Annotated in this window: 5 protein-coding genes; all 5 read left to right on the top strand. The window is 73.0% G+C overall.

Annotation, left to right across the window (positions count from 1 at the left end):
- Positions 1–24: 24 nt before the first annotated feature.
- The 5 genes from VGU03_RS05625 to VGU03_RS05645 all read left to right on the top strand — a co-directional run bounded on the left by VGU03_RS05625 (position 25) and on the right by VGU03_RS05645 (position 17,052).
- Positions 25–3,717, top strand: coding sequence for a bifunctional serine/threonine-protein kinase/formylglycine-generating enzyme family protein (locus tag VGU03_RS05625; protein WP_327479241.1), 3,693 nt, complete (start codon positions 25–27; stop codon positions 3,715–3,717).
- Positions 3,714–4,031, top strand: coding sequence for a hypothetical protein (locus tag VGU03_RS05630; protein WP_327479243.1), 318 nt, complete (start codon positions 3,714–3,716; stop codon positions 4,029–4,031). Before VGU03_RS05625 ends, VGU03_RS05630 begins: the two co-directional genes overlap by 4 nt.
- Before the next feature lie 507 nt (positions 4,032–4,538).
- On the top strand, positions 4,539–6,227 hold the full coding sequence (locus tag VGU03_RS05635; protein WP_414655942.1) for a ShlB/FhaC/HecB family hemolysin secretion/activation protein: 1,689 nt from the start codon (positions 4,539–4,541) through the stop codon (positions 6,225–6,227).
- Between the two features lie 12 nt (positions 6,228–6,239).
- Positions 6,240–15,968: a filamentous hemagglutinin N-terminal domain-containing protein gene (locus VGU03_RS05640; RefSeq protein ID WP_327479247.1), complete on the top strand. Its 9,729-nt coding sequence runs from the start codon at positions 6,240–6,242 to the stop codon at positions 15,966–15,968.
- Positions 15,961–17,052: a hypothetical protein gene (locus tag VGU03_RS05645; RefSeq protein WP_327479249.1), complete on the top strand. Its 1,092-nt coding sequence runs from the start codon at positions 15,961–15,963 to the stop codon at positions 17,050–17,052. Before VGU03_RS05640 ends, VGU03_RS05645 begins: the two co-directional genes overlap by 8 nt.
- Positions 17,053–17,102 lie beyond the last annotated feature (50 nt).

Consider the following 17,102-nt stretch of genomic DNA (forward strand, 5'->3'; position numbering starts at 1 on the left):
CTGCTGGACTGACGAAGAGCTTCCATGAACACGCTTGCCGAACTTATCGCCGCCTTCCGCAACGGCCACCTGCCACTGCCCGTGCTGCTCGACACGCTGGCCCGGCGCGGCTCGGTGCCGGAAGACCGCCACCACGACGAGATCGCGCTGGTGCGCCGCCTGCATGACGAGGGCGCGCTCGAGGCGGAGATCGGGCGCGTGCTGCTGGCCCGCCTGGTCGCCGCGCAGACCGCCGGCGTGGGCGACGAGGTGCCGGCCGCGGCCATCGACGACGAGGCCGGGCCGGGGGCAGTCGTGGCCGACGCCACCCGGGTCGTGCCGATCCATGCCGGAAGCGCGGCGGCGGCCGAGGACGCGGCCGACGCCACCGTGGTGATGCCTGCCTCGCGGCCGGCGCCGGCGGCCGCCTTCGACGAGGCCACCGTGGTCAAGCCGGCCTCGTACGGCGGCGAGCCGGAGCAGTCCACCGGCACCCACGGCGCCAGTTCCAGCAGCAGCTTCAACAACGCCAGCTGGGAGCGCATCGCCAGCGCCGAGGGCGGCGACCACGCCGCCGTCGGCATGTTGCTCAAGGGCCGCTTCCACCTGGAGCGCGAGATCGGCCGCGGCGGCATGGGCGTGGTGTTCCTGGCGCGCGACGAGCGCAAGGTCGAGGCGCGCGACCGCGACCCCTATGTCGCGGTCAAGGTGCTCAACGACGAGTTCCGCCGCCATCCCGACTCGCTGATCGCGCTGCAGCGCGAATCGCGCCGCTCGCAGTCGCTGGCGCACGACAACATCGTGCGCGTCTACGACTTCGACAAGGACCGCACCATCGTCTTCATGACGATGGAATACGTCGACGGTTCCGACCTGAAGACGCTGATCCGCGAACGTGCCTACAACGGCATGCCGCTGGCCAAGGCGCGTCCTCTGCTGGAGGGCATGGCCTGGGCGCTCAAGCGCGCGCACGCCGCCGGCGTGGTGCACTCGGACTTCAAGCCCGGCAATGTGATGGTCACGCGCGAGGGCGTCCCGAAGGTGTTCGACTTCGGCATCGCGCGCGCCGGCAAGCACATGGGCGAGGCGGTCGGCGAGCAGACCGTGTTCGATGCCGGCACGCTCGGCGCGCTCACTCCCGCCTACGCCAGCCTGGAGATGATCCAGGGCGGCGAGCCCACCCCCAGCGACGATCTGTATGCGCTGGGCTGCGTGGCCTTCGAGCTGCTCACCGGCAAGCATCCGTTCGACAAGGTGAGCGCGGAAGTGGCCATGCGCGAGGGCCGCAAGCCGCCGCCGGTGCCTGGGCTGACCCGGCGCCAGTACAAGACCTTGTGCGATGCGGTGGCCTTCCGCAGCGAGGACCGCCTGCGCAGCGCCAGCGAATTCGTCGACGGCCTGCGCGAGGTCGGCCTGCGCGAGCGCATCGGCCCGTACCTGGTGTGGGGCGCCGGCGCGCTGGTGGTGCTGGTGGCCGGCGGCTGGGGCGGGGCGCGCTACCTGCACCAGCGCAAGGTGGCCCAGGTGATCGCGCGCTTCGATCCGGCCGACGCGCGGCGCTACGCCGACGAAACCCAGGCGATGGCCGCGCTGGACGGCCTGGGCGACGACGAGCGCAAGCGCATCGTGCTCGACCAGGGCGACCTCATCCAGCGCTTCCTGCTGACCCGCCTGGACGCGTACTGGAACCCCGCGCAGGGCCGCTACGACTATGCCCATGCGCAGCGGCTGTTCGCGCTGCGCGACCAGCTCAAGCTCTATTCGCCGCAGCTGGATATCCGCCGCAGCGCCATGGAGCAGCAGAAGAACGAGCTGCTCAACAGCCTGGACACCCAGCTCTCGCAGCGCATCGAGGCCGGCGCGATCTTCGCCGACCAGCCCGGCAATGCGGTCGAGACGCTGCAGAAGATCCGCGCCATCGACCCCTCCAGCAGCCTGCTCAAGAACGCCGAGCTGGAGCTCAAGTACGACATCGCCATCGGCGACGCGCTGGCTGCGCACCGCACCGACGAAGCGGCCGCGCACCTGAAGCAGGCGCTCGAGCTGTTCCCCGATTCCGTGCGGCTGCAACGGCGCCGGGCCGAACTGGAGGCGATGGGCGCCGGCGCCGTGGCGGCCGCGGCGCCCACGGCCCATGCCGCGGCCAGCCTGCCGGAGGCGCGCGCCGCGCTGGCCGCGCTGATCGCCCGGCCGGAGGCGAGCGCGGACTGGCAGCGCCAGGTCGCCATGGCCGTCGCGCCGCTCAAGGGCGACGGCTCGGCGCCGACCCGCGCGCTGCTCGACCAGCTCGCCGGCGCCATCGCCACGGCGGCGGCGCGCCAGACCGACCCGCTGCACCTGCCGCAGGACCTGGCGCTGGTCGACTTCGGCCTGACCCTGGCGCCGCAGTCGGCTCCGCTGAAGGCGGCGCGCGGGCAGTTGGCCGCGCTGGACAAGCAGCAGCAGGATCGCCTGGCGCAGGAGAGCGCCGCGGCGGAGGTCGCCGCTCGCATCGAGTCGGTCAAGCGCGCCGCCGCGGCGGGCGACACCGCCAAGGCGCAGGAATCGCTGGCGCGCATCCGCGCCTTGGCGCCGCAGGACCCGTTCCTCGCCAGCGAAGGGCCGCAACTGCTGGCCGACGCCTACCTGGGCCAGGCGCGCGAAGCGTTCCGCAAGAGCCGCTACCAGTCCGCCGCCGACGTGCTCGCGCGCGCCATCGGCGCGCTAGGCGCGCGGCCGGACCTAGCCCGCGCGAACGCGCGCTACGGCCTGGCGGCGGAGCTGGTCAAGGCGCGCGGCCACGCCGTCGCGCCAGCCGAGCTGGAGCGCATGCACCAGCAGCTGGCGCAGGTGCGCCGCGCCGACGCGGATGCGCTGGCCACGCTGGAGGCCGACATGAAGTTGCGCGGGCAATTGCCCGAGGGCTCGCTGGCCGCGTTGCTGGACGCGCTCCAGCCGGAGGCCGCCGCGCAGCCGGACAAGGTGGTCCCCGCGTCGCCGGGGCTCGCGCCACCGGTGGTCGCCAACACCACGCCCGGCAAGCCGGCGAGCGGCAAGCCGGCGAAGGCCGCCACCGGTGCGGGCGAGGCCGCCGCCGTGCAGCCGGCTGCCGCCACGGCCGCCGCCGCGCCAGGCAGTGATCCGTGCGCCGCGCCCGACCTGGTCGGCGCGGGCCGTGCCTGTTTCGACACCATCGGCGGCCAGCGCGGACCCGCGCTGGTGGTGGTGCGCGCCGGCGGCAGGACGTTGGCCATGACGCGCTCGGAAATCACCATCAACGAGTACAACCGCTACTGCGCCGCCACCGGCAAATGCGCCGCGATCGCGCCGGACGACCGCTCCGCCGGCAGCCTGCCGGTGAGCAACATCACCCTGGCCCAGGCCAAGGCCTACGCGGCCTGGCTGAGCGCCTCCAGCGGCCACGTCTACCGCCTGCCGACCGATGCCGAATGGCTGGCCGCCGCGCGCGCCGGCGGCAGCTGGAAGCAGGCGCCGGACAGCAACTGCATCCCGCCGACGGCAGGCGCGGACGACGGCAGCGGCGCGCCGATCGCCGCGCGCGGGCGCAGCCCCAACCCGTGGGGCCTGGTCAACCTGACCGGCAACGTGTGGGAATGGGTGACCGACGGCGGCGCCACGGCGGTGCGCGGCGGCAGCTACACCAGCTACTGGTCCGACTGCACCGTCGACAGCCGGCGTGCCGACAACGGCAGCGCACAAAAGGACGTCGGCATGCGCCTGGTGAGGGAACTGCCATGAACGAGCGCGAGCGCATGGTCAACCGCGACCTGGGCCTGCTCGACGAGGCGCATTACGGCGGCCGCATCGCCCGCGCCGAGTACCGGGCGCGCCGCCGCAACGTGCTCTCGGCCATGCGCGACAGCCATGGCATCACTGCGCGCAAGGCGGTGCGGGCGCCGGCCGGCCCGGCGCAGGCGGCGGATGCGGGCGACGACGTACTGCCGGCCCTGCTCGGCCGTGGCGGGGGGGCGAGCCGCACGCTGCTGATCGTGTTCGCCGCCGGCGCGCTGGTGTGCGCGCTGCTGCTGGGGGTGTTGTTTTTCGCAGGCTGAAACGTGAACGCCGAATGAGCAAAACGTGAACGAAACAGCCCGATTCTGGGCGATTTCGTTGACGTACTTCGCACTACAGGGTGAGGCCGCGCGGTTTTCGCACCGGCCCGCAGGCGGCTGGGCGAACGCCCGCCGCCCGCACAGAGGCGCAGCCGGCAACCGGCACGGCGCACGGAGCGGGTCGACCAAGAGGGGAATGTCGTGCGGATTGCTTGCCTTGCAGCAGCGGTGGCCCTGGCCTTTGCGGGCGGAGAAGCGCGGGCCCAGGCCGCGCCGCCGGTACCGGCCGGCGCGCCGGCGCAGGACATCCTGGTCAGCGGCGTGCCTACCGACGGGCCGCAGGCGGCCCAGGTGCAGGCGCTGGTCCAGGCGCAATACCAGCGGGCGCTGGCCGATGCGGGCGTGCCGGCGCTGGATGCGGCGCAATTGCAGGCGGCCGCCGCGCAGATCACCGCGGCGCTGCAGGCGGCCGGCTATCCGCAGGCCCACGCCTACCTGCCCGGACAGGTGCTGGCGGTGCACCTGGGCGCCGGTTCGGCGCCCGCGGCCACGGTGGCGCAGGCGCTGGCCACGCCCGCCGCCGCGCCCGTGACCATCCCCAAGGTGCCGCCGTTGCGCGACCGCGAGGCAGCCGCGGCGCAGGAGCAGACCCTGTCCGTGCGTGGCTTCCGCGTGCAGGGCGTGGGCGACCATCCGCAGGACGGCATCACGCCGGCCTCGATCCAGGCGATGGCCGACGAGCAGTTCGCCACGCTCTCCGGCGGCACCGGCAAGCCGGTGCAGGCCAATTTCAGCCAGCTGCAGCAGGTGGCCGACCGCATCACCGACCGCTACCGCAAGGCCGGCTTCATCGTGGCGACCGCCTACGTGCCGGCGCAGACGGTCGGCGCCGACGGCACCGTGCAGCTGGACGTGCTCGAGGGCACCATCGGCAAGGTCATCGTCAAGGGCGCCTCGCACTACCGCGCGGGCGCGATCGCCGCGCCGGCCGAACGGCTCAAGGGCGCGCCGCTGCGCAAGCAGGACATCGATTCGGCGCTGCTGTACGCGCGCGACCTGCCGGGCGTGACGGTGTCCTCCACCTTCCAGCCCGGCGCCAAGACCGGCCAGACCGACCTGGTGATGATGGCGCACGAGGCCAAGCACCCGTTCGTGTTCACCCTGGGCGGCAACAACTACGGCACCGAGCTGACCGGCCGCTACCGCGCGCAGGCCGGCGCGGCGTGGAACAGCCCGCTGGGCATCGGCGACCAGCTCAGCGCCAACGTCGACTACGCGCTCGATCCGCACAGCAACGTCTACTACGCGCTGGGCTACCGCATCCCCACCGTGGCGGTGCCGGGCCTGACCGGCGTGATCGGCGCCACCCGCAGCGAACTGCAGATCAACAGCGGCGCCTTCGCCGACCTCAAGGTCAAGGGGCCGACCTCCTCGGCCTATGCCGGCGCGGACTGGAAGTTCGTCAACACCGACGACCTTTCCATGCAGACCTCGCTGCGCTACATCCGCGAGAAGTCGCAGCTGGGCGCATTGGGCGTGAAGCTTTCGGACGAGCGCTTCGACGTCGCCGAACTGGGCTTCGGCCTCCAGCGCACCGACCAGCGCCTGCGCGGCCTGGACGTGGTGCAAGGCAGCCTGCGCAAGTCGATACACGACGACTCGCTCAAGCCCGACCTGATCAGCCCCGACCACGACAGCAGCTTCTCGCTGCTGCGCCTGTCCTACACGCGACTGCAGTTCCTGACCCGCTCGCAGCGCCTGTATTTCAAGCTCGGCGGGCAATACACGCGCGACGCGCTGCCGCCGCTGGAGCAGTTCGTGATCGGCGGCCCGGACAGCGTGCGCGCCTACCCGATCGCCGACGCGCTCACCGACCGCGGCTGGTACACCTCGCTGGAGTACCACATCGACGCGCCCTTGCTGGGCGAGCGCGTCTCGCCGTTCTACGACCGGCCGTGGCGCGAGCTGCTGGAAGCGGAAGTGTTCTACGACTTCGGCCGCGGCTATGCCTCGCGCCACCGCGGCGGCGTCAATCCGGTGGAGACGCTCGAAGGCGTCGGCGCGGGGCTGATCTTCCGCCTGCCGCGCTTCCACCGTTTCGAGTTCCGCCTGGACGCCTCGGTGCCCACCGGCAGCCGCGACGCTTCGGACAAGCGCGGCTACCACATCTATTCGCGCTTCGGCTTCACCTTCTGACGGGCCACATTCATGGACACCACTCGCGCGACTTCCCGCAAGGATTCCCTGGCCAGCCTGCGCCGCAAGGCGCTGCCGCTCAGCCTGTCGCTGCTGCTGTGCGGCGCGCTTGCCAGCGCGCCGGCGGTGGCCGGCAGCGTCGGGGCGACCGCCACGCCCACCGGCGGCAGCATCGTCGGCGGCAGCGGCAACATCGTGCAGGCGGGCGCCAGCGTGGTGATCAACCAGGCCAGCGACAAGCTGGTGCTCAACTGGCAGAGCTTCAACCTGGGCCAGGACGCCTCGGTGCGCTTCAACCAGCCCGGCGCCTCGGCCGTCGCGCTCAACCGCATCCTGGACCAGAACCCCAGCCAGATCTTCGGCCAGATCAGCTCCAACGGCCAGGTGTTCCTGATCAACACCCACGGCATCATCTTCGGCACCACCGCGCAGGTGAACGTGGGCGGCCTGGTGGCCAGCACGCTGGACCTGACGCCCACCGATTTCCTCGCCAACCACTTCAACCTCAACGCGGTCGGCGGCGGCGCCGGCGTGGTCAACCACGGCACCCTCGCCGCGGCCAGCGGCGGCTCGGTCAGCCTGATCGGCGGCAGCGTGCAGAACGACGGCGTGATCCTGGCCAACTACGGCCGGATCAACCTCGACGGCGCCGATCACGCCGTGCTGGACTTCGACGGCAACGGCCTGATCAACGTGCAGATCACCGGCGAGCTCGAGCAGCGGCTGGATGCCAAGGCCGCGGTGGGCAACGCCGGCACGCTCCGGTCCGAGGGCGGCACGGTGGTGCTCGAGGCCAGCGCGGCGCGCGACCTGTTCACCGGCCTGGTCAACAACTCCGGCGTGATCGACGCCGGCGGCATCAGCCACGACGGCGGCGTGGTGCGGCTGGTCGCCCGCGGCGGCGATACGGCCAGCAGCGGCAGCATCGGCGTAACGGGCACGCACGGCGGCAGCGCGCAGCTGCTGTCGGACCGCAACGTGACGGTCAGCGGCAGCGTGGATGCGTCGGGCACCCAGGGCGGCGGCAGCATCCGCATCGGCGGCGGCCAACGCGGCGGCGAAGGCCTGCTGCATGCGGACAGCAGCAGCGTCGGCGCCGGCGCCGTGCTTGCGGCCGACGCCACGCAGAGCGGCAACGGCGGCTCCATCGCGGTGTGGGGCGACCGCGCCGCCGACGTCGCGGGCCGCTTCAGCGCGCGCGGCGGCGCGCAGGGCGGGAACGGCGGCGCGGTCGAGACGTCCGCCGAAACCGTCAACGTCGCCGACAGCACGCGCGTCGACACCCGCGCGGCTCACGGCCTGGGCGGCCAGTGGCTGATCGATCCGCGCGAGTACACGATCGCCGCCAGCGGCGGCAACATCACCGGCGCCGCGCTCTCGACCAACCTGGGCACCGGCAACGTCACCATCCTGTCCAGCAGCGGTTCCACGCCGACCGGCTCGGGCAGCGTGTTCGTCAACGACGCGGTGAGCTGGAGCGCGAACACGCTCACCCTGACCGCCGCCAACAACGTCGAGATCAACGCGGCGATGTCGGCCAGCGGCAGCGCCGGCCTGGCGCTCAATCCGGCGACCACCAACGGCGGCTCGACCGCGGTGGCGGGGGGCCACGTCAACATCAATGCCGCCGGCACGCTGACCCTGGCCGGCACCGGCAGCATGGCCCTGGCCGGCAGCGTGAACGACGCCGGTGCGCTGGACATCTCCGGGCTCTCCAGCGGGCTGTCCATCGGCAGCCTGGCCGGTACCGGCACGGTAGCGCTGGGCGGACACACGCTGACGTTGAACAACGCAGCCGACACCTTCGGCGGCGTCATCAGTGGCACCGGCGGCGTCACGCTGGCCGGCGGCAACGAAACCTTCAGCGGCACCAATACCTACAGCGGCGGCACCACCCTCAACGGCGGCACGCTCACCGTTTCCAGCGACGCCAACCTGGGCAATGCCAGCGGCGGGCTGACCTTCAACGGTGGCGCCCTGGCCACCGGCGCGGCCTTCAGCAGCGCGCGCAGCGTCACGTTGCAGGGCGGCAACGGAACGCTGCAGACCGGCGCCGACCTGACCCTGTCGGGCGTCATCGGCGGCACCGGCAGCCTGGTCAAGACCGGCAGCGGCAAGCTCACCTTGAGCAACACCAACACCTATGGCGGCGGCACCCAGCTCAAGGGCGGCACGCTGGCGGTCTCGAGCAACGCCAACCTGGGCGCGACCGGCGGCGGCCTCACCCTCGACGGCGGCACGCTGGAAAACACTGCCGCGCTGAACTTGAACCGCACGCTGGCGCTGGGCGCGGCCGGCGGCACCTTGCAGACCGATGCCGGCCTCACCCTGGGCGGTGCGGTCACCGGCAGCGGCGCACTGACCCAGACCGGCAGCGGACCGCTCACCCTGCAAGGCGACATCAGCACCGGCGGCAGCCAGACCTACAACGGCCCGGTACTGCTGGGCAGCGACGTCACCCTGACCAGCACCGGCGGCTCGGTGGATCTCGCCGGCGCGGTGGACAACGCCGGCAGCACCCGGCGCGCGCTCTCGCTGAGCGCGGCCAGCGGCGGCGTCACTTTCGGCGGCGCGGTGGGTGCCGGCGCGAACGGCGCCCTGGCCAGCCTCAGCAGCAGCAGCCAGTCCTTCGGCGCCAGTGCGCTCGACGTCGCCGGCAACCTCGCGGTGACCACCACCGCGGGCGCCATCGCGCAGGGCGGTGCGTTCCAGGTGGGCGGCACCGCGACCTTCAACGCGGGCAGCCAGGCGATCACGCTGACCAACGCATCCAATGCCTTCGGCGGCACGGTCAGCCTGACCGGCGGCGCCGCGCAGATCACCAACAACGGCGCGCTCGCCCTGGGCACGGTCGACACCGCAAGCCTCGCGGCCGGCGCGGGCGGCGGCACGATCACGCTCGGCGGCAACGTCACCACCAGCGGCGCGCAGACCTACAGCAACGCGGTGACGCTGGGTTCGGACACCACGCTCAACAGTACCGGTGGCGGCACCCTGCAGTTCGTCTCCACCGTCGATGGCGCGAAAAACCTGGTCGCGCAGACCTCCGGCGGCGTGGTCTTCGGCGGCGCGGTGGGCGCAACCACACAGCTGGCCAGCCTGACCACCAGCACCGGCACCTTCAGCGCGGCCGGCGTGGGCGTGAGCGGCAACCTGTCGGTGACCACCACCGCCGGCGACATCGGCCAGGGCGGCGCCTTCAGCGTAGGCGGCACTTCGAATTTCGACGCGGGCGGCAACGCGATCGGCCTCACCGGCGCCAACGCCTTCGGCGGCGCGGTCAGCCTGGCCAACACCGGGGCGCACAACGTCGCGGTCACGGGAACCGGCCTGCTCACGCTGGGCAACGTCCACGTCGGCTCCGGCACGCTCTCGTTGACCGGCGGCACCGGCCTGCAGCAGGCCACCGGCACGACCATCGTGCAGGGCGGCGCAGGCGCGGCGACCCTCGACGCCGGCACCGGCGCGCTGTCGCTCGCCAACAACGGCAACGACTTCGTCGGCGCCGTGACGGCCACGGGCGCGGGCGTGTCGTTGAGCGACAGCAACGATCTGGCGGTCGCGGGCCTCACCAACAACGGCGGCGCGGTGAGCCTGGTCGCCGGCGGCAACCTCACGCTGCCGGCGGCGGCCATCACCAGTTCCGGGGCCGTCACGCTGGCGGCCAATGGCGGCACGCTGGCGACGGCGGGCGACATTTCCGGCGCCAGCGTTTCGCTGAGCGGCTACGGCGGCCTCAACCTGGCCCACAACGTGTCGGCCAGCGGCAACCTGGCGTTGGCCAGCGCCAACGGCGCCATCAGCCAGTCCGCCGGCGTCCTGTCCGCCGCCTCGCTGAGCGGCAGCTCGAAGGGCAGCACCACGCTGACCAATGCCAATGCGATCACCAGCCTGGGCAGCTTTTCCTCGGGCGGCTTCAACCTGGCCAACGGCCAGTCACTGACGGTGAACGGCACGGTCGACGGTGGCAGCAGCACGGCGCTGACCACCAGCGCTGGCGACCTGGTCATCAACGGCACGGTGGGCAACGCGGGCGGCACGACCACGCTCACGTCGGCGGGCGCGATCGGCGAAGGCGCCAGCGGCGTGGTGCAAGCCAATACGCTGGCCGGCAGCTCGCTGGGCGCGACGACGCTGGGCGGCAACAATCTCGTCGCCACGCTCGGCAATTTCGGCGCGACCGGCTTCCAGCTGATCGACGCGCAGGCGCTGACCGTGGGCGCCGGCGCGACGGTGAATGGCGGTGCGGGCGGCACGTCGCTGAAGACCACCGCGGGTGGGCTGACCATCGACGGCGCGGTCGGCGCCGCCGGTGCGGCCACCTCGCTGGCATCGGCCGGCACGATAGTCGAAGGCGCGGCCGGCGTCGTCAGCGCCGGCACGCTCAGCGGCAGCGCCGTGGGCGACGTCACGCTCGGCGGCGCCAACCTGATCACCACGTTGGGCAGCTTCAGTGCCGCCAACTTCACGCTCGCCAATGCGCAGGCGTTGACGGTGGCCGGGCCGCTGGGCGCCAGCGGCAACGTCGACCTGTCGACCACCGCGGGTGCGCTTACGGTCAGCAACGGCATCAATGCCGGCGGCAACGATATCCGTCTGGCCGCCACCGCCGGCAGCCTCGGCGTATCCGGCAACGTGTCCGGCCGCGACATCACCCTGGCCGGCCGCGATGGCCTGACCGTCGATGCCGGCGTGGCGGTGCAGGCCAGCCGCGACCTGGGCCTGTCCAGCACGGGCGCCGCGATCGCCGGCAACGGCAGCTTCGGCGTCGGCCGCACCGCGACGATCAACGCCGGCACCGGCGCGATCACGCTCGCCAACGGCGCCAACCATTTCGGCGGCAGCGTGAACCTCAGCGGCGGCAGCACCCGAATCGTCGATGCCGGCGCATTGAGCCTGGGCACGCTGGCGACCGGCAGCCTCGACGTGACCAGTCACGGAGCGCTGGGCCTGGGCAGCGGCAGCATCGGCGGCGCATTGACCGCGGCCAGCAACGGCGGCGCGATCGGCCAGACCGGCGCGCTCGCGGTGACCGGCACCAGCCAGCTCACCGCCGGCGCCGGTGCGGTCGCGCTGACCCAGAACAACCAGTTCGCCGGCGCGGTGACCGTGCAGGGCGGCAGCGTCGCCCTGCAGACCGCAACTGACCTCACCGTCGCCTCGCTGAGCAGCAGCGGCGCGGTCAGCCTGATCGCCGGCGGCGCGCTGAACCTGCCCGGCGCGGCGATCGACACCGGCAGCAACGACCTCACGTTGGCCGCCAACGGCGGCAGCCTGTCCACCTCGGGCGCCTTGGCGGGCGGCAACGTGTCGCTGACCGGACGCGACGGGCTGGTGCTCGGCCACGACGTCACCGCCAGTGGCACGTTGAAGCTGGCAAGCACCAACGCCGCGATCACCCAGACCGCGGGCAAGCTCGCAGTCGGCGGTACCAGCACGGTCGCCGCCGGCAGCGGCAACATCACTCTGGCCAGTGGAACCAACGCCTTCACCGGCGCGGTGAGCCTGGCCGGCGCCACCACCCAGATCAGCGGCAGCAATGCGCTGGCGCTGGGCACGCTGGCCACCGGTGCGCTGACCGCCACCAGCAGCGGCGCCCTCGACCTCGGCAAGGGCACGGTGGCCGGCACGCTGCAGGCCACCAGCGGTGGCGCGATCAGCCAGGACGCCGGCGGACTGACCGTGGGCGGCACCAGCAGCCTGCATGCCGGCGGCGCGATCACCCTGACCGACGCCAACAACGATTTCGCCGGCAACGTGGACCTGAGCGGCGGCGCCGTCGCGATCAACGACAAGAACGCGCTGACCCTGGGCACGCTGGCCACCGGCGCGCTGACCGTCACCAGCACCGGCGCGCTCGGCCTGGGTTCCGGCAGCGTCGGCGGCGACCTGACGGCGACCAGCGGCAGCGGCGGCATCAGCCAGGCCGGTCCGCTCGCGGTCACCGGCGCCAGCCACCTCGACGCGGGCAGCGGCGGCATCACGCTCACCAACCTGGGCAACCAGTTCGGCGGCGCGGTGAGCCTGGCCGGCGGCGTCACGCAGATCGGCAGCGGCAGCGACCTTGCGCTCGGCACGCTCGCCACCGGCAACCTGACCGTCACCGGCAACGGTGCGCTGAACCTGGGCAGCGGCAACGTCGGCGGCACGCTCACCGCCACCAGCCACGGCCCGATCGGCCAGAGCGGCGCCCTGGTCGTGGCCGGCACCGCCACGCTGGATGCCGGCAGCGGCTCGATCGCGCTGACCCAGGCGAACGACTTCCAGGCCGGCGTCAATCTGGCCGGCAACGGCATCACGGTGAACGACGCCAACGACCTGAGCATCGGCACGCTCGCCAATGCGCCCGACAGCGCGGTCAGCCTGAGCGTCGGCGGCGCGCTGATCCTGCCGGCGACGGCGATCGACACCGGCACGGGCAACCTGCAACTCGCCGCCAACGGCGGCACGCTGGCGACCCGGGCCGCGCTCAGCGGGGCCAACGTCACGCTGAGCGGCCGCGACGGCGTAACCCTGGGGCACGACGTGACCACCGCCGGCATGCTGGCGCTGGCCAGCACCGCCGGCAACGTCACGCAGACGGCCGGCTCGCTCACCGTGGGCACGCTCACCGGCAGCGCCGGCGGCAGCGTCACACTGGGCGGGACGAACGCGATCGGTCAGCTCGGCAGCTTCAACGCCAACGGCTTCAGCCTGGCCACGGGCGGCGCACTGGCGGTGAACGGGCCGGTCGATGGCGGCACCGGCAACGTGAGTCTGCACAGCAGCGGCGCGTTGAGCGTGGCCGGCAACGTCCACGGCAGCGCCATCACCCTGCAGGGCGACGGCGGCATCGGCCAGACCGGCGGCAGCATCGACGCCGGCGGCGGGCAGGTGAGCCTGCTGTCGGGCGCCGGCATCGCGCAGAGCGGCGGCGCGATCACCGCCGCCACGCTGACCGGCAACGCGACCGGCGGCGTGACCCTGGCCGGGAGCAACCACCTCGGCACGCTGGGCGGCTTCAGCGCCGCCAGCTTGTCGCTGCACAACGCGCAGGACCTGGCGCTGGCCGGGCCGGTCAGCGCCACCGGCAACGCCACGCTAAGCGTGGACGGCAACCTCGCTCTCGACGGCACCCTCGGCGCGGCGAACACCACGCTCTCGGTCAGCGGTGCGGTCAGCCAGGGCGCCGCGGGCAACCTCGTGACCGGCACGCTCGGTGGCCAGGCCGGCGGCGACGTCGTCCTCACCGGCAACAATCACGTCGGCACGCTGGCCAACTTCAATGCGGCCAACTTCGCGCTGACCAACGGCCAGGCGCTGGCCGTCAACGGCAGCCTGGGCGTAGGCACGGGCGCCATCGCGCTGACCACCACCGCCGGCGCGCTGAGCTTGAACTCCGCGCTGAGCGGCGGCGGCATCGCGCTGGACTCGGCGGCCGACCTGGTGCTCGGCAAGAGCGTGCAGGCCGGCACGGTCAGCCTGGCCTCGGCCGGCTCGATCGGCCAGACCGCCACGGGCCTGATCAGCGCCGGCACGCTGAGCGGCCATTCGGCCGGCAGCACCACGCTGGACCAGGCCAACGCCATCGGAACCCTGGGCAACTTCACGGCGCAGGGCCTGAGCCTGGCCAGCACCGGGGCGCTGGACGTGGCCGGCGTCGTCGACGGCGGCGCCAGCACGGCGCTCGCGAGCGGCGGCGATCTGCGCATCGACGGCACGGTGCACGGCGACGCGACGGCGCTGAGCGCCAGCGGCGGCATCGGCGAAGGCGCCAGCGGCGTGCTCATCGCCCACGCCTTGCGCGGACAGGCCGGCGGCGCCGTGGCGCTGGACGGCGCCAACCGCATCGACACGCTGGGCCAGTTCCGGGCCGCCGGCTTCAGCCTGCACGACGCGCAGGACCTGCACGTGACCGGCACGCTGGACGGCGGCGCCAGCACCGCCCTCGCCACCAGCGGCAACCTGGTGCTCGATGGCGTGGTCAAGGGCAGCGCCACCCGCGTCGACGTGGCCGGCACGCTGGGCGAGACCGGCGCGGGCGCAATCGTCGCCGACACGCTCAGCGGCCATGTCGCCGGCGCGGCCAACCTGACCGGCGCCAACGCGATCGCCCGCCTGGGCGACTTCGACGCGGCGGGCCTGGCCTTCACCAACGGCCAGGCGCTGACGGTCGATGGCGCGGTCGATGGCGGCGCCAGCACCACGCTGACCACCACCGCCGGCGGCCTCACGGTGGCCGGCTCGCTCGCGGGCGGCAGCACCACGCTCGACATCGCCGGCGCGATCGACCAGACCACGCACGGCCGGATCACCGCCGGCACGCTCAGCGGCCAGGCCGGCGGCGATGTGGCGCTCGATGGCGACAACCGCATCGGCACGTTGGGCGGCTTCAGCGCCCACGCCTTCACCCTGAGCAACGGCCAGGCGCTGGCCGTGAACGGTCCGCTGGCCGCCAGCGGCGGCCAGATCTCCCTGGCGACCACCGCGGGCCAGCTGTCGGTGAACACCGACCTTGGCGGCAGTTCCATCGCGCTGGCCTCGGCCGGCGACCTGGCGCTCGCCCACGCGATCCACGGCGGCGCGGTGAGCCTGCAATCGGGCGGCTCGATCAGCCAGGCCGCCGGCGGCCTGATCACGGCCGACAGCCTGAGCGGCCATTCGGCCGGCAGCACCACGCTGAGCCAGGCCAATGCGATCGCCACGCTGGGGGACTTCAGCGCCAACGGCCTGAACATCGCCACGGGCGGCGCCCTGACCATCAACGGCACGGTCGATGGCGCCGGCAGCGCGATGCTGACCACCGGCGGCAATCTGGCCATCGCCGGCACGCTCAACGGCGACAGCACCACGCTCGCGGTCGGCGGCGCGATCAGCGAAACGGGCGCCGGCGGCGTCAACGCCCATACGCTGAGCGGCCACGCCGCGGGATCGGCCTTGCTGACCGGCGCCAACCGCATCGATACGCTGGGCGCCTTCACGGCGGCGGGCTTCGCGTTGAGCAACGGACCGTCGCTTGCGGTCAGCGGCCCGCTCGACGGCGGCGACAGCGTGAGCCTGACCACCACTCGCGGCGACCTGGCGATCAACGGCAAGGTCAACGGCAGGGCCACGACACTGGTGTCCTCCGGCGCGATCACCGAAGGGCAGGGCGGCAGCATCACCGCGGCCACGCTGTCGGGCCGCGCGGGCGGACGCACGCAACTGGGTACGGCCGCCAGCCCGCTGGCGAACACTATCGGCACGCTCGGCGGCTTCTCCTCGCCGGCGGGCTTCAGCCTGACCAACGCGCAGACGCTGACCCTGGCCTCGGTGGGCGGCAGCGGCTACACCGTGGACGCGGGCACCGCGCCGGTCTATCTGGGCGTGAACGGCGGCGACCTGCTGCAGACCGGCACCACGCCGCTGTTCGACGGGCAGGGCACGTTCGCCTCGACCGGCCGCATCGGCAGCTCGGCCGCGCCGATCTACGTGACCGGCACGGGCCCGCAGGCGGTGGCGATGGTCGGCCTGCCGCCGGCCTACTTCTACGCGGTCAACCGCAGCGGCGCGCTGCTTCCGCTGACCGGCGGCTCCAGCGTCAACGTGCCCACCTCGCTGTTCACCAGCCGCGCGCAGAACGCCAACAACCACACCGACGTCTACATCGACCCGAGCGTGATCTCGGCCAACTACCGCTCGTTCGGCATCGTGCCCTCCGGCATCCTGTTGCCGCCGGACCAGCAGGCCTGCGATCCAAAGCAGGAGGAATGCGATGAGTGAGGCGCGCTTGCGCCGCCGGCTCGCCGCGCTCGGATGCTTGCTGGCCCTGTCCGCTCCGGCGCTGGCGCAGCTGCCGCCACGGCTGACTGCGGCCAGCGCCGCCGACCAGCTGGATGCCGCACGCCAGCGCCTGGCCGGCCAGGCAGGCACCGCCGCCACCGCGCAGCAGTTGCAGTCGCTCGGCCAGGCGCTGCGCACGACGCTTGCCGACCGCCTCGCACTGCCCCTGAACGCGCTGGGCGACCGCGACCGCGGCCTGGTGCTGCGTGCGCACGCGGCGGCCCGGCTGGCGGACGACTTCGCCGACGCCGCCGCCGGTTGCCGCGAAGGCGAGAGCGCGGCGATGGCACAGGCCCTGGCGCTGTCCGTGCAGCGGCTGGCGCAGGCGCCTGCCGAGGCCAAGCCGATGCAGGCGACGATCGAGCGCATCGAAGCAAAGGATCAACCGGCACTCTTCGCGCTGCATGCCAGCGCCAAGCCGGTCGCGCTCGCCCTGGTCGGCAGCGAGCTGTCCGATCCGCAGTGCCCCGACCCGCAGCTGACCGCCACCGACGCCAACGGCGCCTTACTGCCCGTGCAGCCGCGCATCACCGGCGTCACGGCGGCCCGCGTCGAGCTGGCCTGGAACACCGGCGGGCTCGAACCCGGCGCCTACCTGTTGCACCTGCGACCGCAGCACAAAGCCTTCCTGGTCGGCTGTTCCGCGCAGCCGGAGGCGGCCGTGGCGCTGCGACTGGTGCCGCAGGCGAAGTTCACGGTGAGCTACACGCTCGAGGGCAGCTGCGGTGGCGGCGCACCGCATACCGTGGCGCTGGGCAAGGGCACGCTGCCGCCGCTGGATGGCTACGGCGCGACCGTCGCCCGGGCGGTCGACACGTCCGCCTGCGCCGATCCGGTGGCCTACCGGATCTCCGCCTCGGTCGGCTATGCCGACGGCGCCAACGCCACCGCCGGGCCGTTCGAGCAGAACGCCGACGCCAATCTCACCGTCGGCCTGCCGGGCGGACTCACGCTGAGCTGGGACCCGGCCGTGCGCCAGCTGTTCGTCCGTTCGGGCGCGCCGATGTGCAAGGGCATCCGTTGAGCTGAATCCTGCGGACGGTTCGCGTATGGCGCGGTTCTGCGGGGCGAATG

This window comes from Frateuria sp. (assembly GCF_035944355.1).
Lineage (GTDB): Bacteria > Pseudomonadota > Gammaproteobacteria > Xanthomonadales > Rhodanobacteraceae > Frateuria_A.